Source organism: Auraticoccus monumenti (assembly GCF_900101785.1).
In the GTDB taxonomy this organism is placed as follows: domain Bacteria; phylum Actinomycetota; class Actinomycetes; order Propionibacteriales; family Propionibacteriaceae; genus Auraticoccus; species Auraticoccus monumenti.
Map to the genome: position 1 here is coordinate 1,483,997 of NZ_LT629688.1, position 25,475 is coordinate 1,509,471.

Annotated in this window: 21 protein-coding genes and 2 tRNA genes; 17 read left to right on the top strand and 6 right to left on the bottom strand. The window is 72.4% G+C overall.

Annotated features, from left to right (window positions below; genetic code table 11):
• Positions 1-2: 2 nt before the first annotated feature.
• The 11 genes from BLT52_RS06800 (at position 3) to BLT52_RS06850 (ending at position 13,490) form a co-directional block, all read left to right on the top strand.
• The gene (locus BLT52_RS06800) at positions 3-1,556 is read left to right on the top strand and encodes an extracellular solute-binding protein (protein WP_090591828.1); all 1,554 of its coding nucleotides are present in this window, start codon (positions 3-5) and stop codon (positions 1,554-1,556) included.
• The gene (locus BLT52_RS06805) at positions 1,553-2,530 is read left to right on the top strand and encodes an ABC transporter permease (protein ID WP_231946537.1); all 978 of its coding nucleotides are present in this window, start codon (positions 1,553-1,555) and stop codon (positions 2,528-2,530) included. Before BLT52_RS06800 ends, BLT52_RS06805 begins: the two co-directional genes overlap by 4 nt.
• Before the next feature lie 13 nt (positions 2,531-2,543).
• Positions 2,544-3,515, top strand: a complete 972-nt coding sequence (locus tag BLT52_RS06810) for a carbohydrate ABC transporter permease (RefSeq protein WP_231946538.1) — start codon at positions 2,544-2,546, stop codon at positions 3,513-3,515.
• A complete protein-coding gene (locus tag BLT52_RS06815) occupies positions 3,512-4,231 on the top strand; it encodes a rhamnogalacturonan acetylesterase (protein WP_197679228.1) in 720 nt (239 codons plus the stop codon). Before BLT52_RS06810 ends, BLT52_RS06815 begins: the two co-directional genes overlap by 4 nt.
• Positions 4,228-6,918, top strand: a complete 2,691-nt coding sequence (locus tag BLT52_RS06820; RefSeq protein ID WP_090591830.1) for an exo-rhamnogalacturonan lyase family protein — start codon at positions 4,228-4,230, stop codon at positions 6,916-6,918. The genes BLT52_RS06815 and BLT52_RS06820 overlap by 4 nt, the downstream gene beginning before the upstream one ends.
• A gap of 9 nt (positions 6,919-6,927) precedes the next feature.
• On the top strand, positions 6,928-8,466 hold the full coding sequence (gene purF, locus BLT52_RS06825; protein WP_090591833.1) for an amidophosphoribosyltransferase: 1,539 nt from the start codon (positions 6,928-6,930) through the stop codon (positions 8,464-8,466).
• Between the two features lies 1 nt (position 8,467).
• A complete protein-coding gene (gene purM, locus BLT52_RS06830; protein WP_090591834.1) occupies positions 8,468-9,523 on the top strand; it encodes a phosphoribosylformylglycinamidine cyclo-ligase in 1,056 nt (351 codons plus the stop codon).
• A gap of 119 nt (positions 9,524-9,642) precedes the next feature.
• Positions 9,643-9,867 carry a DUF3073 domain-containing protein gene (locus tag BLT52_RS06835; protein ID WP_090591837.1) on the top strand — a complete coding sequence of 75 codons (225 nt, stop codon included), beginning with the start codon at positions 9,643-9,645 and terminating at the stop codon, positions 9,865-9,867.
• A 39-nt stretch (positions 9,868-9,906) separates the two neighbouring features.
• On the top strand, positions 9,907-10,929 hold the full coding sequence (locus BLT52_RS06840; protein ID WP_090591838.1) for a DUF4870 domain-containing protein: 1,023 nt from the start codon (positions 9,907-9,909) through the stop codon (positions 10,927-10,929).
• A 7-nt stretch (positions 10,930-10,936) separates the two neighbouring features.
• Positions 10,937-11,965: an alpha/beta hydrolase gene (locus BLT52_RS06845; protein ID WP_090591841.1), complete on the top strand. Its 1,029-nt coding sequence runs from the start codon at positions 10,937-10,939 to the stop codon at positions 11,963-11,965.
• A gap of 169 nt (positions 11,966-12,134) precedes the next feature.
• Positions 12,135-13,490: an NAD(P)/FAD-dependent oxidoreductase gene (locus BLT52_RS06850; RefSeq protein ID WP_090591842.1), complete on the top strand. Its 1,356-nt coding sequence runs from the start codon at positions 12,135-12,137 to the stop codon at positions 13,488-13,490.
• Positions 13,491-13,546: 56 nt separating this feature from the next.
• Here the strand turns inward: BLT52_RS06850 and BLT52_RS06855 are convergent.
• From BLT52_RS06855 to BLT52_RS06865, 3 genes are all read right to left on the bottom strand, one after another.
• Positions 13,547-13,620: transfer RNA gene (locus BLT52_RS06855), tRNA-Phe, on the bottom strand.
• 52 nt (positions 13,621-13,672) lie between these two features.
• A tRNA-Asp gene (locus tag BLT52_RS06860) sits at positions 13,673-13,746 on the bottom strand.
• Positions 13,747-13,820: 74 nt separating this feature from the next.
• Positions 13,821-14,780: a sugar-binding transcriptional regulator gene (locus BLT52_RS06865; protein WP_197679229.1), complete on the bottom strand. Its 960-nt coding sequence runs from the start codon at positions 14,778-14,780 to the stop codon at positions 13,821-13,823.
• 142 nt (positions 14,781-14,922) lie between these two features.
• Here BLT52_RS06865 and BLT52_RS06870 point away from each other — a divergent pair, with 142 nt between their 5' ends.
• The 5 genes from BLT52_RS06870 (at position 14,923) to BLT52_RS06890 (ending at position 20,898) form a co-directional block, all read left to right on the top strand.
• A complete protein-coding gene (locus BLT52_RS06870) occupies positions 14,923-16,014 on the top strand; it encodes an alcohol dehydrogenase catalytic domain-containing protein (RefSeq protein WP_090591845.1) in 1,092 nt (363 codons plus the stop codon).
• Between the two features lie 92 nt (positions 16,015-16,106).
• Complete coding sequence (locus BLT52_RS06875) at positions 16,107-16,595, top strand: ribose-5-phosphate isomerase (RefSeq protein ID WP_090591847.1); 489 nt, start codon at positions 16,107-16,109, stop codon at positions 16,593-16,595.
• 36 nt (positions 16,596-16,631) lie between these two features.
• Positions 16,632-17,396 (top strand): ankyrin repeat domain-containing protein, encoded by a 765-nt coding sequence (locus tag BLT52_RS06880; protein ID WP_090591849.1) that lies wholly within the window; start codon positions 16,632-16,634, stop codon positions 17,394-17,396.
• A gap of 309 nt (positions 17,397-17,705) precedes the next feature.
• Entirely contained in the window at positions 17,706-19,583 is a 1,878-nt protein-coding gene (locus tag BLT52_RS06885; RefSeq protein WP_090596410.1) for a glycoside hydrolase family 3 protein, read from the top strand.
• A 25-nt stretch (positions 19,584-19,608) separates the two neighbouring features.
• On the top strand, positions 19,609-20,898 hold the full coding sequence (locus tag BLT52_RS06890) for an exo-beta-N-acetylmuramidase NamZ family protein (protein WP_090591852.1): 1,290 nt from the start codon (positions 19,609-19,611) through the stop codon (positions 20,896-20,898).
• Between the two features lie 418 nt (positions 20,899-21,316).
• Here the strand turns inward: BLT52_RS06890 and BLT52_RS06895 are convergent, their stop codons facing one another.
• The 3 genes from BLT52_RS06895 to BLT52_RS06905 form a co-directional block, all read right to left on the bottom strand.
• Positions 21,317-22,546, bottom strand: coding sequence for an HNH endonuclease (locus BLT52_RS06895; RefSeq protein WP_090591854.1), 1,230 nt, complete (start codon positions 22,544-22,546; stop codon positions 21,317-21,319).
• A gap of 296 nt (positions 22,547-22,842) precedes the next feature.
• Positions 22,843-23,688: an anti-sigma factor domain-containing protein gene (locus BLT52_RS06900; RefSeq protein WP_090591856.1), complete on the bottom strand. Its 846-nt coding sequence runs from the start codon at positions 23,686-23,688 to the stop codon at positions 22,843-22,845.
• The gene (locus BLT52_RS06905; protein ID WP_197679230.1) at positions 23,672-24,244 is read right to left on the bottom strand and encodes a sigma-70 family RNA polymerase sigma factor; all 573 of its coding nucleotides are present in this window, start codon (positions 24,242-24,244) and stop codon (positions 23,672-23,674) included. Before BLT52_RS06905 ends, BLT52_RS06900 begins: the two co-directional genes overlap by 17 nt.
• 290 nt (positions 24,245-24,534) lie before the next feature.
• On the opposite strand from BLT52_RS06905, the gene BLT52_RS06910 reads away from it, so the two are divergent.
• Positions 24,535-25,473, top strand: a complete 939-nt coding sequence (locus BLT52_RS06910) for an NAD(P)/FAD-dependent oxidoreductase (protein WP_197679231.1) — start codon at positions 24,535-24,537, stop codon at positions 25,471-25,473.
• Positions 25,474-25,475 lie beyond the last annotated feature (2 nt).

The window sequence follows — 25,475 nt, forward strand, 5'->3', positions numbered from 1 at the left end:
CCATGACCACACCTGCTCGCCGGAGCCTCGCCCCCGTGCTGGGCCGACGGACCTTCCTGGCCGGCTCCCTGACCGCGGTGGGACTGACCGCCACCGGGTGCGGTGGCGGTGGCGCCGGCGGCGACGCCGAGGACCTCGGCGTGGTCAAGATCATGGCCCCGGTCCTCAACAGCCAGACCCCCGACCCGGAGGGCCGGCTGCAGAAGGCCGTCGAGGAGCTGGTCGGCAAGAAGCTCGACATCACCTGGGTCCCGAACTCCAGCTACGGGGACCGGATGAACGTCACCCTGGCCTCGGACGACCTGCCGGAGGTGATGGTCGTGCAGGGCAAGGTCCCCTCCTTCGTGCAGTCCGCCGAGGCCGGGGCCTTCTGGGACCTGACCGACAAGCTCGGCCAGTACCCGAACCTGACGGCGGCGAACCCGGAGATCGCGCAGGCGGCCTCGGTGAACGGCACCTCCTACGGCGTCTTCCGCTCCCGCGACGAGATGCGGGTGACCACCATCGTGCGCGCGGACTGGCTGGACAAGCTGGGTCTCGACGCCCCCGAGACGGTCGACGACCTCTACGAGGTGGCTAAGGCGTTCAAGGAGGAGCGGCCCGGCGGCAAGGAGAGCACCGGGCTGATCATCCCCAAGTGGCCCGGCGGCTACGCCAGCAACAGCCCCTACGACGTGATGGAGACCTGGTTCGGCGCCCCCAACGCGTGGGGCGAGCGCGACGGCAGGCTGGTGCCCGGGTTCGACACCGAGGAGCACCTCGAGGCCGACCGCTTCATCCGCAAGATGCGCGAGGAGGGCCTGATCAACGCCGACTTCGCCACCCTGGACAGCGCCAACTGGAACGACCCCTTCTTCAACGGCGACGGCGGCATGATCATCGACGTCGACTCGCGCATCTTCGTGCTGGCCAAGCTGTTCGAGGAGCAGGACCCGGGCAACGGCTACAGCTACCTGGCCCAGACCGGCAACCTGGTCGGGCCCGACGGCGAGCGGCACTCGCTGCCGTCCTCGGGCTTCAGCGGCTTCCTGGCGATCTCCAAGCAGAGCGTGCCCACCGAGGAGGAGCTGGCCGACGTCCTCGCCATGCTGGACACGATGGCCACCAAGGAGGGCCAGGTGCTGATGAACAACGGCATCGAGGGCGAGAACTTCACCGTGGAGGACGGCTACAGCCTCCCCGCCGAGGGCCCCGACGCCGAGGTGCTGACCAACGACGCCACCGCCTTCGCCCAGCTCGGCACCAACAACGCGGGCTACCAGGCCTACCAGGCGGCGCCGGAGAACGAGGCGGCCAAGGAGGCCTACGACCGCCGCGACATGCTGCGGGCCCGCGACCTGGAGACGGCCGTCTACAACGCCGCCGCCGCGCTGGTCTCGCCCACCGCCAGCAGCCAGGGCGCGGTGCTGGACCAGATCGTGGCCGACGCGCGCATCCAGTACGTCGCCGGCCAGATCGACGAGGCGGGCTACCGCGCCGAGATCCAGCGCTGGCACACCTCCGGTGGCGACCAGGTCATCACCGAGATCAACGACCTCGCCGCCCAGCTGAGGTGAGCACCTCGGTCGAGCACGTGGCCCCGACCTCCCCGGGAGCACCGGGAGGGTCGGGCCACGTCGAGCGGAAGGTCGGCCTCCGGGCGCGCATGCTGCGCTACCGCTGGCTGTACCTGCTGCTGCTGCCGGGGGTGGTGTACTTCGCGGTCTTCCGCTACGCCCCGATGTACGGGATCACCATCGCCTTCCAGGACTACCTGCCGTTCCTCGGCATGACGGGCAGCCCGTGGGTGGGGTTCAAGCACTTCGAGGCGCTGTTCGCCAGCCCCGACTTCCCGCGGCTGCTGCGGAACACCCTGATCCTGGCCTTCCTCAACGTGGTGATCGTCTTCCCGGCCCCCATCGTCGTGGCCCTGATGCTCAACGAGCTGCGGCTGCAGATCGTGAAGCGGACGGTGCAGTCGCTGATCTACATCCCGCACTTCCTGTCCTGGACGATCGTCGCGTCCCTGACCTACCTGCTGTTCGCCCTGGACGTCGGCGCGATCACGGTGGCGGCCAACGACCTCACCGGCGGCCGGATCGACTTCCTGGCCGACCCGGACTGGTTCCGGCCGCTGATCGTGCTGCAGACGCTGTGGAAGTCCACCGGGTGGGGGACGATCATCTACCTCGCCGCGCTGGCCGGGGTCGACCCGAACCTGTACGAGGCGGCGAAGATCGACGGGGCGAACCGGTGGCAGCAGCTCCGCCACATCACCCTCCCGGCGATCATGAGCACGGTGGTGATCATGGCCATCCTGCTGTCGGGGAACCTGCTGGACACCGGCTTCGAGCAGATCTACCTGATGACCAACAGCCTGAACCGGTCGGTGGCCGACGTCTTCGACACCTACGTCTACTACCTCGGCATCACCCAGGGCTCGTACTCCTACTCCACCGCGGTGGGGCTGTTCAAGGCCGTGATCGGGATCATCCTGATCTTCGGCTCCAACTGGATCGCGCGCCGTGTCGGCCAGCGCGGCCTCTTCTGAGAAGGAGCGCGTCGTGACGAACACCGACGACGTCCGCGCCGACGTCGTGCCCGCCGCCCTCGAGCGCGAGCATCAGGAGGGCACACCCACCCGGTCGCCGGGTCGCGGCCGCAGGCAGCAGGAGCCGCTCGGCTCGCGGGTCTTCGACGGGGTGAACCTGCTGGTGCTGGTGGCCCTGGGGGTGATCACCGTGCTGCCGTTCATCTACGTCATCGCCGGGTCCTTCGCGGGGGAGGCCGAGCTCGCCTCGCGGCCGTTCTTCCTGTGGCCGAACGACGTCGACCTGTCCAGCTACGCCTACATCTTCTCCACCGGCACCTTCCTGCGGAGCCTGCTGGTCACCATCGGGGTGACCGCGGTGGGGACGCTGGTGCAGCTGGCGCTGACCGCCACGATGGCCTACCCGCTGGCCAACCGGGCGCTGCCCGGACGCAACCTGGTGCTGAACCTGGTGATCTTCACGATGGTGTTCGGCGGAGGGATGATCCCGACGTTCCTGATCGTGCGCGAGCTGGGGCTGCTGAACTCCTACTGGTCGCTGATCCTGCCGCTGGCGATCAGCCCCTTCTACCTGGTGATCATCAAGAACTTCTTCCAGGAGCTCCCCGAGGAGCTGCAGGAGGCCGGGCGCATCGACGGCTGCTCCGAGCTGGGGGTCTTCTTCCGGATCGTGCTCCCGCTCTCCAAGCCGATCCTGGCCACCTTCGGGCTGTTCTACGCCGTCGGCATCTGGAACGACTTCATGTCCCCGCTGCTCTACATCGACGACTCCAGCAAGTGGACGCTGCAGATGTTCATCCGCCAGGTGACGGTGTCGGCCGACCTGGCCTCCACCCTCGGTCAGCTCGACCCGGCCTACATCCCGCCGGAGCAGGGCGTGAAGTTCGCCACCGTCGTGGTGGGCACGGTGCCGATCCTGCTGATCTACCCCTTCCTGCAGAAGCACTTCGCCAAGGGCATGCTGATCGGCTCGGTCAAGGGGTGAGCCCGACGACCGACCCGGTCCGGGTGCTGCTGGCCGGGGACTCGACCGTGGCCGCCTGCCCGGCGCACGAGACGCCGATGTCGGGGTGGGGCCCGCACCTCGCGGCCCCGCTCAACGCGGCCCTGGGCGCCCGCGCCGCCCGGGCCGACCAGGACCCGCGTCCGGTGCACGTGCTCAACACGGCCAAGGGCGGCGCCACCACCGAGAGCCACCGGGACGAGGGCCTCTGGGCGGCGCTGCTGGCCGAGCTGCGCGCCGGTGACGTCGTGGTGCTCCAGTTCGGGCACAACGACCAGAAGCAGCAGCACCTGGCCGCCGGCGCCGGCTACACCGAGCTGCTCGAACGGGCCTGCGCGGAGGTCCTCGCCGCCGGTGCCAGCCCGGTGCTCTGCACACCGGTGGAGCGACGGCGCTGGGTCGACGGGGTGCAGCAGAGCACCCACGGCGACCACCCCCGGGCCGTCCGCGGCCTGGCCACCCGTCTCGGTCTGTCGTGCATCGACCTCACCGCCGCCACCACCGCGCTCTACCAGCGGCTGGGCGAGGACGGCTCGGCCGCGCTCTTCACCCACCTGCCGCCGGGCTCCCCGCTCTGGCCCGACGGGTGCGCCGACGACACCCACTTCTCCTTCACCGGGGCCGTGCAGGTGGCCGAGCTGGTCGCCGCCGCACTGGTCCAGGGGTGGGACGAGCTCGAACCCCAGGAGACACCGTGACCGCGACCCCCCTCCGCTGGCTGACCCGCCCCCGCTCCCAGGCCGTCACCTGGGGCGTGCCCTGGGCGCGGGGCACGGTCGCGGCCGACGACGGCTTCACCCTCACCCGCCCGGACGGTTCCGCGGTGCCGCTGCAGAGCTGGGTCACCGCCCGCTGGCCCGACGGCAGCGTCAAGTGGTCCGCCCACGCCACCCCCGCCAGCGACGACCCCGCCGACCGCTACACCCTGAGCCCGACGCCGGAGCAGGCGCCGGTGGCCCCGACCGCGCCGGTGGTCTCGGTCGTCGAGCGCGGCGGAGCGCTGGTGGTCGACACCGGCCCCGTGCGCTGGACGGTCCCCACCTCCGGGCCGGTGGTCGTCTCCGGTGCCGAGCGCGATGACCGCCAGGTGGTGGGCCCCGTCGAGCTGGTCAGCCTCTGGCAGGGCGAGCCCACCCCCGACAGCGGCGGCGGTGTGGTCCGGGAGGAGCTGCGCGGCACGGCCGAGGAGGTCGTCGTCGAGCAGGACGGACCGGTCCGGGCCGTGCTCCGGGTCACCGGTCGCCACCAGGGACCCGACGCCGGGGCGTCCCGGGGCGGCCGCGGTCCGTGGCTCTCCTTCACCGTGCGGCTGGTCTTCTCCGCCGGCTCCGAGGAGCTGCGGGTGGTGCACTCCCTGGTCTGGGACGGCGACGCCGAGCAGGACTTCCTCGCCGGGCTCGGTCTGCGCGCGGCGGTGCCGATGCGGGACGCCCTGCACGACCGCCACGTCCGGCTGGCCGGGACCGCGCGCGAGGACGGCGCTGTCGGCTTCCTGACCGAGGCCGTCCGCGGGATCACGGGTCTGCGCCGCGACCCCGGTGAGCACGTCCGCCGGGCCCAGGTCGAGGGGCGGCCCTGCCCGCCGACGCAGGAGTGGGCGCCGGAGGTGTCGAGCCGGCTGGGGCTGGTCCCCGCCTGGGAGGACTGGACCCTGGACCAGACCACCGCCGACGGCTACCGGCTGGCCAAGCGGACCGGGTCCGGTCACGCCTGGGTGACCATCCCCTCCGGACGCCGGTCGGCGGGCTACGGCTACCTCGGCGGGCCCGGCGGCGGCCTCGGGTTCGGGCTGCGGCACTTCTGGCAGCAGCACCCCACCCGCCTCGACGTCCGCGGCGCGGCCGGGGAGACGGCCGACGCCACCGTCTGGATGTGGTCGCCCTCGGCCCCGGTGATGGACCTGCGGTTCTACCACGACGGCCTCGGCCAGGAGGACTTCGCCAGCCAGCTGGAGGCCCTGGAGATCACCTACGAGGACCACGAGCCCGGCTTCGGCGACGCCCACGGCATCGCCCGCACCCACGAGCTCACCCTCCGTGCCCACGCCAGCACCCCCCGCGCGGAGGAGCTGGCCGAGCACGCCGCGGTGCTGGAGGACCCGGCCCTGCTGGTCTGCGACCCGGAGCGGTGGCAGGCCGCCGGCGTCCTGGGCGACTGGTCGCTGCCGGACCGCAGCACGCCGGCCCGGGCGGCCGTGGAGGACCGTCTGGACCTGCTCCTGGACTTCTACCGGGGTCAGCAGGAGCAGCGCCGCTGGTACGGGTTCTGGGACTTCGGCGACGTCATGCACACCTACGACCCCGACCGCCACCAGTGGCGCTACGACGTCGGCGGCTACGCCTGGGACAACTCCGAGCTGAGCCCGGACCTGTGGCTCTGGTACTCCTTCCTGCGCACCGGACGGGCCGACGTCTTCCGGTTCGCCGAGGCCATGACCCGCCACACCGGTGAGGTGGACGTCTACCACGCCGGGCGGTGGAAGGGCCTGGGGACGCGGCACAACGTCCAGCACTGGGGGTGCAGCGCCAAGCAGCTGCGGATCTCCAGCGCCGCCTACCGCCGCTTCCTCTACTACCTCACCGCCGACGAGCGCACCGGCGACCTGCTCGACGAGCTGGCCGAGCCCGAGCGCACCTTCACCGCCATCGACCCGACCCGCAAGGTCCGCACCGACGCCTACACCCCCGACCCGTCGGCGCTGGCGGTCGGGCTGGGCACCGACTGGGGCGCGCTGGCCGCGGCCTGGCTGACCCGCTGGGAGCGCCACGGCGACGAGCGGGCCCGGGACCGGCTGCTGGGCACCATGGCCGACATCGGTGCGCTGCCGCAGGGCTTCCTGACCGGGGAGGCGCTGCTCGACCTCGCCACCGGGCGCTTCGACACCAGCCGGGACCGGATCAGCGTCTCGCACCTGTCGGCGGTGTTCGGGCTGGTCGAGATCTGCTCCGAGCTCGTCTCCCTCACCGTCGGCACCCCGGAGGAGGCCCCGGGCTTCGAGCAGGCCTGGCTGACCTACTGCCGGCTGTACCTGGCCGGTCCCGAGGCCCAGCAGGCGGCCGTGGGACGTCCGCTCCCGGGCATCTCGCTGCCGCAGGCGCACAGCCGGCTGGCGGCCTGGGCGGCGCACCGCACCGGCGACGCCGAGCTGGCCCGGCTGGCCTGGTCGACCTTCGTCCACGACCGCGGCGACGTGCTCAACACCAACCCGATGCAGCGCGAGGAGTGGGCGCGCACGACCGTCGACGGGCCCCTGGTGGCCGAGGTGGTGGAGGAGGTGCTGCCCGTCAGCACCAACGGCGCGGCCCAGTACGGGCTGGCCGCGATCCAGAACCTGGCGCTGGTGGGCGACGCGCTGGAGGAGGAGCCGGCGGGGGAGAACCGTTAGGCTGGGTCCGTGCCCCGCCCCGACGGCCGTCTGAACCACGACATCGACCCGCAGGACCGCGGACCCCAGGACGCCTGCGGCGTCTTCGGTGTCTGGGCTCCTGGTGAGGAGGTCGCCAAGCTGACCTTCTACGCCCTCTACGCCCTGCAGCACCGCGGCCAGGAGTCCGCCGGCATCGCGGTCAGCAACGGCTCCCAGATCATGGTCTACAAGGACATGGGTCTGGTCAGCCAGGTCTTCGACGAGGCGACCCTGGCCTCGCTGCGTGGCGACGTCGCCGTCGGCCACACCCGCTACTCCACCACCGGGGCCAGCGTCTGGCAGAACGCCCAGCCGACCTTCCGCCCCACCGCCACCGGCGGGCTGGCGCTGGGCCACAACGGCAACCTGACCAACGCCGACGAGCTGGAGTCCTGGCTGGCCGAGCGCCCCGGCGCCCAGCCGGTCAGCCACAAGGTGGCGATGGACTCCACCAACGACACCTCGCTGGTCACCGCGCTGCTGGCCACCTTCGAGGACCTCAGCATTGAGGACGCCGCGATGGAGGTCCTGCCCCGCCTGCGTGGCGCCTTCTGCCTGGTCTTCATGGACAACGACACCATCTACGCCGCCCGCGACCCGCAGGGCATCCGCCCGCTGGTGCTGGGACGGCTGGAGAAGGGCTGGGTGGTGGCCAGCGAGACCGCCGCCCTGGACATCGTCGGGGCCTCCTTCGTCCGCGAGATCGAGCCCGGTGAGCTGATCGCCATCGACCGCGACGGCCTGCGCAGCCGCCACTTCGCCAAGCCCGACCCCAAGGGCTGCCTCTTCGAGTACGTCTACCTCGCCCGCCCCGACACCACCATCAGCGACCGGCGGGTGCACTCCACCCGGGTCGAGATCGGGCGCCGGCTGGCGGGGGAGTTCCCGGTCGAGGCCGACCTGGTGATCCCGGTGCCGGAGTCCGGCACCCCGGCGGCGATCGGCTACGCCGAGGCCTCCGGCATCCCCTACGGCCAGGGCCTGGTCAAGAACGCCTACGTCGGTCGGACGTTCATCCAGCCCAGCCAGACCATCCGCCAGCTCGGCATCCGGCTCAAGCTCAACCCGCTGCGCGACGTGATCGCCGGCAAGCGGCTGGTGGTGGTGGACGACTCGATCGTCCGCGGCAACACCCAGCGGGCCCTGGTGCGGATGCTCCGCGAGGCGGGGGCCGCGGAGGTTCACGTGCGGATCTCCTCCCCGCCGGTGCGCTGGCCCTGCTTCTACGGCATCGACTTCGCCAGCCGGGCCCAGCTGATCGCCAACGGCCTCGGGGTGGACGAGATCTGCCGCTCGATCGACGCGGACTCGCTCGGCTACATCTCCCTGGACGGTCTGGTCGGCGCGACCGCGCTGCCCAAGGAGAACCTCTGCCGTGCCTGCTTCGACGGGGTCTACCCGGTGGAGATCCCGCTGTCGGAGCGCACCGGCCGGCACGCCATCGACGCCGGCACCCAGCCCGCCCTGGACCTCGACGAGCCCGCAGCGACCCCGACCGAGCGTCGACCCCAGCCCGTGGAGGCCTGAGATGACCGCCCCGCAGATCTCCGCCTACGCCCGCGCGGGGGTGGACATCGAGGCCGGTGACCGCGCCGTGGAGCTGATGAAGGCCTCGGTCGCCCGCTCCCGGCGCCCCGAGGTGATCGGTGGGCTGGGGGGCTTCGCCGGGCTCTTCGACGCCTCCGCGCTGGCCCGCTACCGCCACCCGGTGCTCGCCACCTCCACCGACGGCGTCGGCACCAAGGTCGCCATCGCCCAGGCCATGGACGTGCACACCACCATCGGCCACGACCTGGTCGGGATGCTGGTCGACGACCTGGTGGTCTGCGGCGCCGAGCCCCTCTTCGTCACCGACTACATCGCCTGCGGCCGGCTGGTGCCGGAGCGGATCGCCGACGTGGTGGCCGGCATCGCCGACGCCTGCGTGCTGGCCGGCGCCTCGCTGCTGGGCGGGGAGACCGCCGAGCACCCGGGGCTGCTCGAGCCCGACGCCTACGACGTGGCCGGCGCGACCACCGGTGTGGTGGAGAAGGACGCGATGCTGGGGGCCGAGCTGGTCCGTCCCGGCGACGCGCTGGTGGCGATGGCCTCCTCGGGGCTGCACTCCAACGGCTACTCCCTGGTCCGCTCCGTGGTGGCGGGGGCCGGCTGGTCGCTGGACCGCGACGTGCCCGAGTTCTCCCGCACCGTCGGCGAGGAGCTGCTCGAGCCCACCCGCATCTACGCCCTGGACTGCCTGGAGCTGATCCGCACCAGCGAGGTGCGCGTGATGAGCCACGTCACCGGCGGCGGGCTGGCCAACAACCTGGCCCGGGTGATGCCCGGGAACGTCACCGCCGTGGTGGAGCGCTCCAGCTGGACACCGCCGGCGGTCTTCCAGGTCCTGCGCGAGCTGGGCGGGCTGGGCACCGAGGACGTCGAGGCCACCCTGAACATGGGGGTCGGGATGGTGGCCGTGGTGGCCCCCGGGTCGGTGGACCAGGCCCTCGCCACGCTCGCCGGACGTGGTGTGCAGGCGTGGGTGTGCGGCCGTGTCGAGGACCGCCCGGGTGGGCGCGTCGAGGTGCGGGGCGAGCACCGCTGAGCCCCCGGCGCGTACCTGCTTTGCGCCTCTGGTCCGCTCAGGTAGATTGAGCGGCACGACATGACCACACAGAGCCGCGGCTCGTTCCGCGTACTGACGATGCGAGGGGGTCGACCCATATGGGGCGCGGCCGTGCGAAGGCAAAGCAGACCAAGGTTGCCCGGGAGCTGAAGTACCGGACGATGGACACGGACTTCACGTCCCTGGAGCGCGAGCTCCGGGGCAGCTCAGAGGACGAGCACCACCACGAGATCCCTGAGGTCCCCGACCCCTACGCAGATCTGGCCGGCAAGTACGACGTCGAGGACGACGACGACGCCACCGGCTACCGTCAGTCCGGTTGAGTCGGGTGCGGGGGACCGTCTGGTTGCTAGCCTGCTGCCATGAGCGATCCCCACGCCCCGCAGGGCCCTCGTCAGCCGCACAGTCCTGACTCCGCCGAGCGGGCGTGGGAGCTGCCTGAGCCGGGTGCTCCCGGCGCGCCCTCGGAGGGGTCGCCGCAGGGCTACCAGGGCCCCACGTACTCCACCCCCTCCTACGGGACTCCCAGCAGCGGGGCGTCGTCGTCCGGCGGCTCGGAGTGGTCGCCGGCCGGCGAGCAGGGTGGGACGCCGGGTGCGACCGCCGAGCAGGGCTCCTACGGGACGTCGGACCAGTCCCCGGCCGCCGACCCGTACGCGCCCACGGTGGGCGGTGAGCCCTCCGCCGGGGCCTCCTACTCCCCGCAGACCGGCGCCGGCTCGATGGCTGCCGACGGCGGTGGCTGGTCGCAGCCCCAGCCGGGCGCCGGGCCGTACGCCCAGCAGCAGCCGTGGTCGCAGCCCAGCGCCAACCCCTACGGCCAGCCGCAGTCCCAGCCGAGCGCCGGCCCGTACGGTCACCCTCAGTCCCAGCCGAGCGCGAGCCCCTACGGCCAGCCGCAGTCCCAGCCGAGCGTCGGCCCGTACGGTCACCCTCAGTCCCAGCCCAGCGCCGACGGCTACGGCCAGCAGTGGGCGGGCCAGGGGTACGGGCAGCAGGCCCAGCCCGGGCCGTACCCGGGCGCGGTGCCCGCTGGTGGTGTGGCGCCCGGTCAGGTCCCGGTGCGACCGGACGAGGAGAAGCTGTGGGGGACGCTGACCCACGTGGGGATGATCGTCACCGGCTTCATCGGCCCGCTGATCGTCTACCTGATGTACAAGGACCGGTCTCAGTGGATCCGGGCCAACGCCGCCCAGTCGCTGAACTTCTCCATCCTGATCTCCATCGTCTACGTCGTCAGCCTGGTCCTGATGACCGTGGGCATCGGTTTCATCACCTACTTCGCGGCGGGCATCTGCGCGATCATCTTCGGCATCCTGGCCGCGATGGCCGCCAACCGGGGCGAGTTCTACAAGTACCCGCTGAACGTCAGCTGGGTGAAGTGACCCGCGGGTGACCACTGCCTCCTGGCGGGCCGACGTCCTGCCCGGCTACGAGGCCCGTGACCTCCCGCTGCCCGACGCGCTCCCCGCGCCGGGTGAGCCGGAGGACGCGGGCCTCGTCGCCACGCTGGTCCGCCGGGTGGCCGACCGCGACACCGATCGGGCCGTGCTCTACGTGCACGGCTGGAACGACTACTTCTTCCAGACCCACCTGGCCGACGCCCTGGCCGAGCTGGGGTTCGCCTTCTACGCCGTGGACCTGCGCCGCTACGGGCGCTCCTACCGCCCCGGCCAGCTGCAGGGCTGGATCAACGACCTCGACCTCTACGCCGAGGAGCTCGACGCGGCGATGGAGGTGGTCACCGCCGACCACCCGCACGTGACGCTGATGGCGCACTCCACCGGCGGCCTGATCGGCGCGATGTGGGCCGACCGGCGTCCCGGTCGACTGGACGGGATGGTCCTGAACTCGCCCTGGCTCGACCTGCAGGGGGCGCCGATGCTGCGCGCCCTCGGCACCCCGATCATCTCCGGCCTCGGTCAGCGGCTGCCCACCGCAGCCCTGCCGCTGCCCGACAGCGGCAACTACGCCCGGATCCTGCACGCCTCCCTGGAGGGGGAGTGGGACTACGACCTGCAGTGGAAGGCCAGCCCCACCGCGCCGATCCGCGCCGGCTGGCTGAGGGCGGTGCTCCAGGGTCATCAGCGGGTGGCCGCCGGGTTGTCCGTCGACGCCCCGGTGCTGGTGATGTGCGCGAGCCGCAGCGACTTCCGCCGCGCGTGGCACCCCGAGCTGCGGCAGGCCGACACCGTGCTGGACGTGGAGCAGATCGCCAAGCGGGCCGTCCAGCTGGGCCCGCACGTCTCCGTGGTCCGGATCGAGGGCGGGATCCACGACCTGGTCCTCTCCGACGAGCCCGCCCGCAGCACGGTGTTCCGAGAGCTGACGCGCTGGGCCCGGGCCTACCTGCTCCCGTCCCCGGTGCCGGCACCGGCCCCCGACCTCCCCGACGCAGCACCCCCGACGCCGGCGCGCTGATCCGCCCCCGCCACGACCCGTGCTGCGACCGGCCATCTTCGCCTCGGAGACCCCGGGGGTGTGATTCTCGTCGCTTCCGGCACTGCATCCGGCGCGCGCGCCCACCGGCTCCGCCGGGGACGGGGGACCCGAGTGGGCGCTGGGGGAGGAAAAGAGCAAGAATGGGGCCATGAGCACTGCACCCCATGTCGTGGTGATCGGGGCTGGTTTCGGAGGTGTGTCGGCGACGAGGGCGCTGACCAAGCTCGGTTGCCGGGTCACCCTGGTCGACCGTCACCCCTACAACACCTTCCAGCCGCTGCTTTACCAGGTGGCGACCGGCGGCCTGAACCCGGGTGACGTGACCTACTCGCTGCGCGCCTTCGCCGCCAAGCAGCACCGCCGGCTGGCCCGCTTCCGCCGCGGCACGGTCACCGGGATCGACCGCGAGAAGCGCCAGGTCATCGTCGACGACGGTCCGCCGGTCGACTACGACTACCTGGTGATCGCCAACGGCGTGACCACCAACCACTTCGGCATCCCGGGTGCGGCCCAGTACACCCGCTCGATGTACACCCGCCGCCAGGCGATCGAGGTCCGCGACACCATCTTCGGCTCGATGGAGCGGCTGGCCGCCAACCCCGAGGACCCGCGCGGCTTCACCATCATCGTCGTCGGCGGTGGCCCCACCGGCGTCGAGATGGCCGGCTCGCTGGCCGAGATGCGCACCTACGGGATCCCGGTGGTCTACCCCGAGATCGACAAGGAGCGCGTCAAGGTCATCCTGGTCGAGATGATGGACCACCTGCTCGGCCCCTTCCAGCCCGACCTGCGTGAGTACACCCGCCGCGAGCTGGAGAAGCGCGGGGTCGAGGTGCGCACCAGCACCGCCATCGCCGAGGTCAAGGCCGACAGCGTCGACCTCAAGGGTGGCGAGACCCTGCAGGCCGACCTCGTCATCTGGGCCGCCGGCATCGGTGGTCACGACGTCGTCCGGGAGTGGGGCCTCGAGATCGGCCGCGGTGGCCGGATCGTGCTCGAGGACACCCTGATGGCCAAGGGCGAGGAGCGCATCTTCGCGATCGGCGACGGCGGGATCATCGAGACCCAGCCGCTGCCGCAGGTCGCCCCGCCGGCCATGCAGCAGGGCGAGCACGTGGCCCACAACATCGTCGCCCTGGCCAAGGGCGAGGCGATGAAGCCCTTCAAGTACTTCGACAAGGGCACCATGGCCACGATCGGGCGCAACGACGCCGTGGTCGAGATCAAGAAGGGTCCGAAGTTCAAGGGCTTCCCGGCCTGGGTGGTCTGGGTCGGCCTGCACATCTACATGCTGCTGGGCGGCCGGAACCGGATCCAGGCGATGGTCAGCCTGGCCACCCGGTACTTCAGCTTCCCGCGCAACTCCGTGGCCATCGTCGGTGACGTCGCCGACACCCCGGCACGGCTGGAGCGGCTGGCGGCCCTGCGCAAGGCCGACGCCGAGGGCAAGGACACCGACGCCGTCGCCGAGGAGCACGACGAGATGGCTGAGTCCAGGGGCTGAGAGCCCGGGTACGACGAAGGCCCCCTCCCGCAAGGGAGGGGGCCTTTCTCGTGCTGTGGCCAGGGCCGGGCTCGAACCGGCGACCTTTCACTTTTCAGGCGAACGCTGCTACCAACTGAGCTACCTGGCCTGGACAGCAAGAGCGGACGAGATCCAGGTGGATTGGATCTCGACCGCTCTCGCGACCTCGACGGGACTCGAACCCGCGACCTCCGCCGTGACAGGGCGGCGCGCTAACCAACTGCGCCACGAGGCCCAGATGCTGCTTGGACCATCACCAGCCGTCTCCGGCCAGCGATCCGAAACTATAGCGCAGGGAACGGGGCGGGGCTAATCGGGATCGTCCGCCCGGCGGTCGAGGGCCGCCAGCACCAGGCGGGCGGTGGGGACGTCGGTCACCAGCCGGTTGAACAGCCCGGCGCGGGCGCCACCGACCAGGCTGGCCACCTTGTCCTCCCCGGCGGCCACCGCCAGCGTGAACGGGATGGCGCGCAGCTGCTCGCGTCCGACCCGGACCATCCGCTCGCTGCCGGGGAAGCCGACCTCGGAGCCGTCGGGGGCGTAGAAGTTGAGGCAGATGTCGCCCACCGAGCGACGCAGGCCGGCGTCGTCGGCGGGGATGAACGCCGAGACCGAGCTCCGGGTGGCCAGCGGGGCGCCGACCCCCACCAGTGCGGCGGCGGCCCGTCCCCAGAGGTGGGTGGTGGAGACGAAGTCCGGGTCGGTCCCGAGGCTGGCCCGCATCGGCGCCGACGGCATCGCCTGGGCGAACAGCACGTGCGGCAGCCCGCCGACCTGCTCGGCGAACCGGCGGGTGATCTCGTTGGTCTGGTGCCAGGCCTCGGGCTCGGTGACCCCACCCACGGCCGGGACGACGTGGACCCCGGGCAGCGGCGGGAGGGGGTGGCTGCTCAGCTCGTAGAGGGTCCGCCCGGAGGAGACCAGCAGGACGTCACCGGGGTCCAGCCGGAGCGTCCGCAGCGCCTCGCCGAGGGCCGGCAGCAGCCCTGCGGGACCGCCGTCGCCTCCCCGGCCCACCCAGACCTGCTGCAGGCCGAGCGCCTCGCGGAGCTGCTCGGGATCGGGCAGGTCGGCGCCGCGTCCGGGCGGGTGGACGGTGATCTCGACCAGTCCCGTACGCCGGGCCTCGGCCAGCAGCCGGCTCACGGTGGGCCGGGAGACGTCCAGCCGGGCGGCGACGGCGGCCTGGGTGGCGTCCTCGAGGTAGTACATCCGGGCGGCCCGGTGGATCAGCTCGAGGTCGAAGCGTGGCCGACCGCTGCTGCTCACGTCCGCCCTCCTGCTGCTCACCTGCCCGTGTCCCGCACCCTAGCGGAACATCTGTTCAGTGTGAACACCTGTTCTTGACATCGGTCGGCGTCCGGACCAGACTCGACGCCGAGGAACCGAGCACCACCACCGGAGGTCAGCGATGTCCCAGCCCGTCCCCACCCGCATGCAGGCCGTGGTCGTGCACGGGCCCGAGGACTACCGCCTCGAGGAGGTCGACGTCCCGGTGCCGGGCCCGGGGGAGATGCTGATCAGGGTGGAGGCCGTGGGGGTCTGCGCCAGCGACCTGAAGTGCTACCACGGGGCGGCCAAGTTCTGGGGCGACGAGAACCGTCCGGCCTACGTGCAGCGCGGACGCATCCCCGGCCACGAGTTCGTCGGCGAGGTGGTCAGCGGGGACCAGAAGGCCTTCGACCACCACGGGGTCGGGGTGGGGGACCGGATCGTCTGCGAGCAGATCGTGCCCTGCGGGGAGTGCCGCTACTGCCGCCGCGGGGAGTACTGGATGTGCGGCCCCCACGACATGTTCGGGTTCCGCAACTTCGACGGGGCGATGGCCCAGTACCTGCTGGTGCCGATCCGGGCCCGTGCGCACCCGGTCTCCAAGGAGCTGGCCCCGCACCACGCCGCCTACGCCGAGCCGCTCTCCTGCGCCCTGCACGCCGTCGAGCGCGCCGGGATCAAGTTCGAGGACGTCGTGGTGGTCGCCGGCTGCGGTCCGATCGGTCTCGGTCTGGTGCTCGGCGCCCGGCAGAAGAACCCGAAGCTGGTGATCGCCCTGGACCTCGACGACGCCAAGCTCGAGCTGGGCCGGCGCTGCGGGGCCGACCTCGTGATCAACGTCGCCCGCGAGGACGCGGTGGCGAAGATCAAGGAGCTCACCGACGGCTACGGCGCCGACGTCTACCTGGAGGGCACCGGTCACCCGTCGGCCGTCGGCCAGGGGCTCAACCTGCTGCGCAAGCTGGGCACCTACGTGGAGTACTCCGTCTTCGGCTCCGACGTCACCGTGGACTGGTCGATCATCTCCGACGACAAGGAGCTCGACGTCCTCGGCGCCCACCTCGGCCCCTACTGCTGGCCGGCGGCGATCAAGATGCTGGAGGACGGGACCGTGCCGGTGGCCGACATCTGCACCCACCAGGTCGGGCTCGCCGACTTCCAGCAGGCGCTGGACCTGGTCGCCGACACCAGCGGGTCGTCGGTGAAGGTGTCGATCCTGCCCAACGGCTGAGCGGGCCCGGGAACGGGTACCGCAGGAGTGACCGACGTCCGCACCCGCGGGCGTCATGAGTGGCCCGGGGACGGGCCGAGGAGAGGGACGACATGGGGATGCGTGTGGTGGTCGGCAGCGACGAGGCCGGGTTCGACTACAAGGAGGTGCTCAAGGGCGACCTGGAGGCCGCCTCGCTGGTGAGCGAGGTGCTCGACGTGGGCGTGGACGCCGACGGCGACACCGCCTACCCGCACATCGCGGTGGCGGCGGCCCGGATGGTGGCCGACGGGCAGGCCGACCGGGCGCTGCTGGTGTGCGGCACCGGTCTGGGGGTGGCCATCGCGGCCAACAAGGTGCCGGGGATCCGGGCCGTGACGGCCCACGACCCGTTCTCGGTCGAGCGCGCGGTGCTCTCCAACAACGCCCAGGTGCTGTGCTTCGGGCAGCGCGTGGTCGGGCTGGAGCTGGCCCGTCGGCTGGCCCGGGAGTGGTTGACCTACACCTTCGACGAGAGCAGCGCCTCGGCGGCCAAGGTCGCGGCGATCGGGGAGTACGAGAGCACCTCCACGTCGGAGGCCGAGACCGTCCCCGCCTGCTGAGCCCACCTGACCCCCCTCACGTGCTGCACTGGTCGGGTGCGACGACGGACCCTGCTGGGAGCGGTGATGGTGGGGGCGGTGGCCCCGGTGCTGGGCTGCGCCCCCCAGGGCAGCCTGTTCGACTTCTCCCCCCCGACGGGGTTCAAGCGGTCCCGACCCCGTGCGGAGGAGTGCTTCCCCGACTCCGGCGTGGTGGAGCTCGCCACGGCGGTGCAGGGTGGTGAGACCGCGAGGATCGCGGAGCTGGTGGGGTCCGGTGTGGATCCGGGGTCGAGGGGGCTGGACGGGGTCAGCCTCTGGGACTGGGCGCTGCGGTACCGCCAGCCCGGCTCGGTACGCGCCCTGGCCGTGGCGGGGACCGACCTCGAGCTGCCCGGCTGGTTCCGCCGCCCCCCGCTGATGGCCGCCCACGCCGAGGGCGGGGTGGAGCAGGTCCAGCTCCTGCTCGACCTCGGCGCCGACATCGAGGTGGTGGACTCGACCGGACGGACGCTGCTCCTTCGATGCGTGCACGGTGGCGACCCCACCCTCCCGCTGCTGCTGGCCCGGGGCGCGAACCTCGACGCCCGGGACGTGCAGGGTCAGACACCGCTCTTCGCGGCCTGCGCGGTGAACGCCTTCGGCGACGCGCTGACGCTGCTGCAGGCCGGAGCGGACCCGACCATCGAGGACTCCCGGGGGGACACCTTCCAGGTCCTCCTGTTCGGGGCCGACCAGGACATCCTCAACGAACGGGCGCGCACCGAGCAGGATGCCGTGGTCGCCTGGCTGGAGGAGCACGGCATCCCGGTGGAGCGCTAGTCGGCTACCCACCCCCTGACCCCGACGACGTGGAACGCATCTTCTCCGTGCTCGGCGACCGGTCCGGTCGGCCCACCCGACGATGGGCGCTGATCGGTCCACCGACGACGCCACCGGGACACGTCCAGGAGGGTGGCGACCAGCACCCGCTGGCACGGATCGAAAGATACGTGTCGTAAGTTCGAGGCACGCATCCGGCGCGACCCCTTGCGGTGGGGCCGGGGGTGGGTGAGGATCGAAGGAAGGACCACCACCTTCGGCGTCGCCCACCCCAGACGGCGACGACGATCTGCTGCCATGGAGGCGCACATGTCGCGTGCTGACCGACCGACCCCCACCCCGGGCCCCGCCCGCGGGTCCACCTCCGGCCGGCGTCGCCGGCTGGTCGCCCTGGCCGGTGCCGCCGCGGGGGTGCTGGCCCTCGGCACGGTGGCCGTGCCGGGCGCCGACGCGGCCGGGCCCAACCCGACCGAGGACCTGCGCAAGCGCGGCGTCGTCACCGAGCGCACCTGCCGGGCCTGGGCCCAGGCGGTCAGCAAGCGGATGACGCTGGAGGAGAAGGTCGGCCAGCTCTTCATCCAGGAGCTCTACGGCGCCACCGCGACCACCGCCCACCCGAAGAACGTCGAGTTCTACGGGCTGGAGACCCCCGCCGAGGTCGTCCAGAAGTACCACCTGGGCGGCGCCATCTACTTCGCCTGGACCGACTCCGTGGCCGGCGGACCGCCGCAGGTCGCCGGGCTGTCCAACGGGCTGCAGGAGGCAGCGCTGGAGACCGACCGCTTCGACATCCCGCTCCAGGTCGCGATCGACCAGGAGCAGGGCATCGTCACCCGGATCGGTCCGCCGGCCACCCAGTTCCCGGGCTCGATGGCCGTGGCCGCCACCCGCAGCACCGAGGACGCGCGCACCGCCGCCGAGATCACGGGGGAGGAGCTGGCCGCGATGGGCGTCAACGTGAACTTCGCCCCCGACGCCGACGTGAATGTGAACCCGGCCAACCCGGTGATCGGCGTCCGCTCCTTCTCCTCCGACCCGCAGCTGGCTGCCGACTTCGTGGCCGCCCAGATCGCGGGCTACCAGGACGACGCGGGCATCGCCTCCTCGGCCAAGCACTTCCCCGGGCACGGCGACACCGCCACCGACTCCCACACCGGTCTGCCGCTGATCACCCACACCCGTGAGCAGTGGGAGACGCTGGACCGGCCCCCGTTCGACGCCGCCATCGAGGCCGGCGCGGACATGATCATGACCGCGCACCTGGTGATGCCGGCTCTCGACGACTCCGGGGTCCCCGCCACGCTCAGCAAGCCGATCCTGACCGACCTGCTCCGCGAGGAGATGGGCTACGAGGGCGTCATCGTCACCGACTCGCTGCAGATGGCCGGCGTCCGCGACATGTTCGACGACGGCGAGATCGCCGTCCGGGCGCTGGAGGCCGGGGCGGACCAGCTGCTGATGTCCTCCGACCTCCGTGAGGCCTACCCCGCGGTGATCGACGCCGTCGGGAGCGGGCGCCTGCGTGAGGGTGACCTGGCCACCAAGGTGAAGAGGGTGCTGCAGCTCAAGTGCACCAACGGCACCGTGCTGGACCCGATGGTCGACGAGGCCGCCGTGGCCACCGCGGTGGGCCCGGCCGACCACCTGGCCGAGGCCGCCCGGATCACCGACGGCACCCACACCCTGCTGGAGAACGACGCGTCCGTGCTGCCGATGGCGGTGGGCGGTCAGGACGTCCTGGTCACCGGCTGGGGCGTCAGCACCACCGCGACGCTGGCCACCGAGCTCCGGGCCCGGGGCGCCACCGCCACGGCTCTGGAGACGGGGACGGCCCCGAACGCCACCCGCATCGCGGGTGCGGTCGCCGCGGCGAGGACGTCGGACGCGGTCGTGGTGCTGACCAACAACGCCAGCACCTCGACGGCCCAGCAGCGGCTCGTCGCCGAGCTCCAGGCCACCGGGACGCCGGTGGTGGTGGTCGCGGTCCGCAACCCCTACGACATCGCCGCCCTGCCCGGGACCGACACCTACCTGACCACCTACTCCTACAGCCCCGTGTCGGTGCCCTCGCTGGCCCGGGTGCTGACCGGTGAGGTGGAGCCGTCGGGGAAGCTGCCCGTCGACATCCCGACCGCTGCCGACCCCGGCACCGTGCTGTACCCGTTCGGGTCCGGCCTCGGCTACTGACCCACCCCCACGACTGAGGAGAACCATGACCGGACTCGACCGACGCACCCTGCTCGCCGGGGCGGGCGCCGCCACCGTGGCCGTCCCGCTCGCCGCGATGGGGGCTGCCGCTCCCGCCCGGGCGGAGGTGCGGGAGGCCTCGGTGCGGACCGGCGCCGACGTGCTGGCCGCCGACGGCTGGAAGGGCCTCGCCGGCCGCAAGGTGGGGGTCTTCACCAACCCGACCGGGGTCCTGCAGAACGGCCGGAGCATCGTGGACGAGATGCACGACTCCGGCAACGTCGACGTGGTCGCGGTCTTCGGGCCCGAGCACGGCTTCCGTGGCTCCGCCCAGGCGGGGGAGTCCGAGGGCGACACCGAGGACCCACGCACCGGGATCATGGTCTACGACGCCTACGGCGCCACCGCCACCTCGCTCGCCGCCATGTACCGGACGTCGGGGGTGGAGGTCGTCGTCTTCGACATCCAGGACGTCGGGGCCCGGTTCTACACCTACATCTGGTCGATGTACACGGCGATGCTGGCGGCCGCCCGTGAGGGTCTCGCCTTCACCGTGCTGGACCGGCCCAACCCGATCGGCGGGACCGCCCGTGGTCCGATGATGACCCCGGAGTACACCTCGGGCGTCGGTGCGGAGGAGATCATCCAGGCCCACGGGATGACCGTCGGCGAGCTGGCGCGCCTCTTCAACGCCGACTACCTGCCCCGCGACGGCGGCACCGTGCAGGACCTGACGGTGGTGGAGATGGAGGGCTGGCGGCGCGACATGCTGTGGGCGGACACCGGTCTGCTGTGGGTGATGCCCAGCCCGAACGTCCCCACCCCCGACACCGCGCTGCTCTACATCGGCACCTGCCTGTTCGAGGGCACCAACCTGTCGGAGGGACGCGGCACGACGCGACCGTTCGAGCTGATCGGCGCACCCTACGTCGACTACCGATGGGCCGAGTGGCTGACCGGGCGCAACCTGCCCGGCGTGCTGTTCCGGGAGGCCTACTTCAACCCGCTGATCAGCAAGAACGCCGGCGTGGTGAACGGTGGTGTGCAGGTGCACATCACCGACCCCGAGGCCCTGGACGCCATCCGGGTCGCGGTGGAGATGCTGGTCGGCCTCAAGCAGCTCTACCCGGAGTTCCGCTGGCGCCAGGACTCCTGGGACACCGCCCGCCCCTTCTGGATCGACAAGCTCACCGGCTCGCCCCGGTTGCGGACCCAGATCGACGCCGGGGCGTCGGCCGCCACGGTGGTCGCCGCCTGGCGCCGGGAGACCGCCGACTTCACCGCGCGCCGGCGTCGCCACCTCATCTACCGCTGATCCAGGGTCACCGCAGGGTGACGTCGTCAGCACCCACCCAGAGCCCTCGTGCAGCGCACGGGGGCTCTGGCGTGTCTCGGGGCTGGAGGGCGGGGGCCGGACGCAGGTCAGGGCCGGGTCGAGGGTCCGGTTCGGAGGTCGGTCGACGTGGGCGTCGTCCTGGGGGCACGTTGTCAGGCGGCGTGGAGGTGCGCGACGTCGATCTCGACCGAGGTCTGGCCAGGATGCGTGCGGCCGCGGGCGCGGGTCCAGCCAGGCGCCGGGACGGACCATCGTGGTCGGGATGCTGCCGAGTGCCGGGGCGGCGGGTCCCGTACTCGCTCTCCGGCGATCTGGGGCCTTCGACACCCCGGGTGCATACGTGGTCCATGCTCAGAGCGCGCTCGGATAGCCGCAGACCGTGTTCCGGGGCGCCCGATCAGGCGGCTTGGAGGTGTACGAGGTCGATCTCGACCGAGGTCTGGTCGAGGACGCGTTCTCGGTAGGTGTCGGGTGGTCGGTAGTGGTGTGCGGTGAGGTGGCCGTGGGACTTCATCCGGTGGTGCCGCCTGCAGAGGGAGCGCAGGTTGCCCGCGTTGGTGGGTCCGCCTCGTTCCCAGGGGTGGTGGTGGTCGAGGTCGGTGCGGTCGGCGGGGACCTGGCAGCCGGCGACCCGGCAGCGTCCGTCGCGCCACTGCAACGCCTGTCGTAGCGCACCGGGTGGCTGGTAGCCGAGGCTGGTGGTGTCCAGCACCTGACCGGACGCGTCCAGGACCAGGCGGCGGAACAGGGTGGTCTCCTGGGTGGCGAGCTCGCGGACCCAGGCGGCCGGGACCGGGATCCCGTGGCCGCGGACCGCTCCGGGTCCATCGGTGAGGCCGATGAGGTCGCGGGCGTCGATGCTGATGGCGACCTCGGCGCGGACGGTGGTCTGAGTGCCCTCGCAGCTGGTCAGCCAGTGGCAGATCAGGTCGGCGCGCTTCTGGTCCTGGGTGCGCTGGTCGAGCTCGCCGGTGTCGGGGTCGATCTCGGGCAGGGCGCGGGCGGCGGTGGCGAGCCGCTTCTCGATCGCGACCGCGATGGTGGTGGGGACGTAGGCGTTGATCCAGCTCATCGCGTGGTCGACGTGGACGATCTCGACCCGTCGACGGTCCCTGGCGGTCTCGGCCTCGGCGGTGCTCTGGTCGGGTTCGATCCGGGCCCGGAGCCGCTTCAGCCAGGCCCGCAGCTCGGCGGGGGTGTGGGTGGCGGCGTAGTCCACGGCCCGGGTGTCCAGGAGGCCGATGAGGGTGTCGGTGTGGGCGGTGGTGAGCACCGAGTGGATGGTCCGCACCCGGTGGGCGTCGACCGCCCCCAGGCTGAAGGCCCGCCACAGGGCGGGGAGGGAGCGTCGGACGGTGTCGGCGGTGGAGAGGATGACCTCGACGCTGAGCTCTGAGACGGCCAGGGTCTGCGCGATGTCGAGGACCGTGGAGCCGAGGCCGGTGGCGGCGCGGTGGCGTGAGGGCTCGGTGGCCTGGAGCGCGGCCCGGGCCTCGTCGCGGTGGTCCAGCATCGCGGCCCAGAGCGCGAACTCGGCCTGCGCCGCAGCCCGGCGGGCGTGCGCCAGCCGGCCGAGGTGGGGGACATCGCACCCCTCCTCGAGGGGTGGCGCAGCGGTGAGCTCCATGACCCCGACGCTACGGACCGGGTCTGACAGTTTCGGCGCTGCGGCTCGGTCCGTGGCGAAAGGAGCCCTGCGGTGGTCGGCGACACCAGCCGCATCTCCTCGGTCCGGCCGCGGCCGCCCCTGCGTCAGCCGGGGTCGGTGCAGCAGCGACTCGAGGGCCGATGAGCACGCCGCTGGCGTTCACCCCTTCGCACAGCGTCGCCTGCGTCGAGGAGGTTCGCGGACCGCAGCACCAGCGGGAGGTCCGGCACGCCTTGGCTCCGACTGAGGTCAGCCAGCCAGGAAGCGGAACCAGCTCAGGCGGGGAGCTCGCCGCGGACCAGGGAGTTGCCCGAGTGCGCGGCATCACCGTCCGACCGGGGCTCGATCGACACGTCGACCAGCGGCCACCGCGTCACGTCGACGTCAGGCGGCACCAGCCAGCGGCCCTCGGCCCCGACCAGGGTGCCGAGCTTGGTCATCTCGCTGAGGTCGGGGGCGATCAGCCAGACCTGGAGCTCGCCGTCCACGTCAGCCGGCTCGTCCAGGTCGACCCGCAGCTCGCGCTGGCCGTCCTCACCCTCCACCAGCCGGGCGACGCCCTGGGCGGGCAGCGGCCCGACCGGGGACAGCTCGGTGCGTGCGACCTCGCGCACCGCGGGCGCGGTGATCCGGTCCCAGCCCAGTCCGAGGCCGATGCCGACCACGAGGGCGACGGCGGCAGCCAGCAGCGCGAGCACGGGTCGCCGACGGACCGGAGCCCGGTCTGGCCGGAGCGGCGTGGCCCCACCCGGGGTCCCGGGACGGGTCGAGCCAGGCCCCTGCTGCTCGGGGGCAGGACGTAGGTAGTCGGCGTAGCGGCGAGGGGTCTCGTCCGCTGGCGGCTCAGCAGGCTCGCCCTCCTCACCAGCGGCGGACTCGGCGGTGGTTCCAGCACCGGAGGCGCCACCGACGGTGACCGCGAGCACGCGGTCCCACACCTCGGGAGCAGGGGGGACCAGCTCGCCGTCGGGGTCCAGCGAGCGTCCCACGGCGACCACGCGCCGCAGCTCGGACAGCTCGGACCGGCACTCGGGGCACTCGGAGAGGTGACGGAGGTCGTCGCTGGAGCCCGCGTCCTCGCCGAGGGCGAGCAGGGCCAGCAGGTCAGCCGGCAGGTGCATCGTCGCCCACCTCCATCCGGCGTCGGAGCTTCACCAGACTGCGGCGGATGTGCGCCTTCACCGTACCCAACGGCAGGTTCAGCCGCTCCGCGATCTGCACGTGGGTCAGGTCGTCGTAGAACGCCATCCGCAGCACCTTGGCCGGGACCTCGGGGAGCTGGGCGATCTCGTCGGCCATCACCAGCCGCTCCACCGTGTCCTGGGTGAGGCTGGCGGGCTCGGGCTCGTCGAGCATCCCGGCCGCCTGCTGCTGGATCCGGAGCCGGCGGCTCCGGGCGTCGTGGGCGTCAGCCACCTTGTGCCGGGTGATCCCCACCAGCCACGAACCCATCCCCGCCAGCTCGGGACGGTAGCGCGCCCGGCTCTGCCAGGCCGCCACAAACACCTTCTGGGTGACGTCCTCGGCCTCGCCCCGGTCTCCCAGCGAGCGCAGCGCCATGCTGTGCACGAGGGCGGACCAGCGCCGGTACACCGTCGCGAGGGCCGCCTCGTCGCCCTGGACGAACGCAGCGGCGACCTCGGCGTCGGAGACGTCGTCCGGCGAGGCGGTCGCCACCAGCAGGCCTCCTCGGGTGCGCGTCGGGACAAGGGTCGGTGTGGACATCGACCTAGCCGCCCAGCGGGTCGGTCGTCGGCACGACGTTACCGCTGCGGGCAACACCGCGCCCGCAGGGGCCCGCCGACGCGCCAGGACGTCGGCACGGACCCGCGACCGGGCGGCCGGGGGGTGGTGCGACTCGTCGCGTGCGCACACGAACTCCCTGGTCGTCGTCGGGGTGGGTCGGAAGGAGTTCCCGCCAGGGTCTCGGCGCGGATGCACCAGGGGTCGGGTGGCAGAGTGGCGGCATGGATCCCGTGGTCGTCGTCGGTGCCGGGCTGGCTGGACTCTCCGCCGCCCGAGAGCTCTCCCGGGAAGGCGTGCCGGTGGTGGTGCTCGACCGGGGCCGGCGGGTCGGGGGTCGGATGGCCTCCCGGCGCACCGACGGCCGTCCGGTCGACATCGGGGCCTCCTACCTCACCGTCTCCGACCCCGGCTTCGAGGCCGTGGTCACCGACTGGGAGCGGCGGGGCCTCGCCCACCCCTGGACCGACACCTTCGACGTCGACGCCCCCGACGGTCGCAGCCGGCGCAGCGGACCCGTCCGGTGGGCGGCGGGTCGCGGCCTGCGCTCGCTGGTGGAGGACCTGGCCGAGGGCCTGGACGTCCGCCAGGTCACCGTCGAGCAGGTGGACGGCGGTCGGCACGTGGCCGGCCTGGACGCCTCGGCCGTGGTGCTGGCCATGCCCGACCCGCAGGCCCGCCGCCTCCTCGGCCCGTCCCTGTCCGCCGAGCGCGAGCTGCTGGACGTCGACTCCGAGCCGGTCCTCGCGCTCACCGCCTGGTGGGGCGAGCGGGTCTGGGCGGAGCTGGACGGCGTCTTCGTCAACGACGACCCGGTGCTGTCGTGGGTGGCCGACGACGGCCGCCGCCGCGGTGACGGCGCCCCGGTGCTGGTCGCCCACTCCACCCCCGCGCTGGCCCGTGAGCACCTGGACACCCCCGACGACGCCGCACCGGCGATGCTGCGGACCCTGGCCCGCGTGGTCGGGACCGACGTCGCCCCGGAGACCACCTCGGTGCACCGCTGGACCTTCGCCCGTCCCACCGGCGGGCACGGACGTTCCTTCCACCTGTCCGACGGCCTGGTCGGGTTCTGCGGGGACGCCTGGTCCGACAAGCCCCGGGTCGAGGCGGCCTGGGTGTCGGGGACCGCGCTGGCCCGTGAGCTGGTGAGCCGCCTCTGACC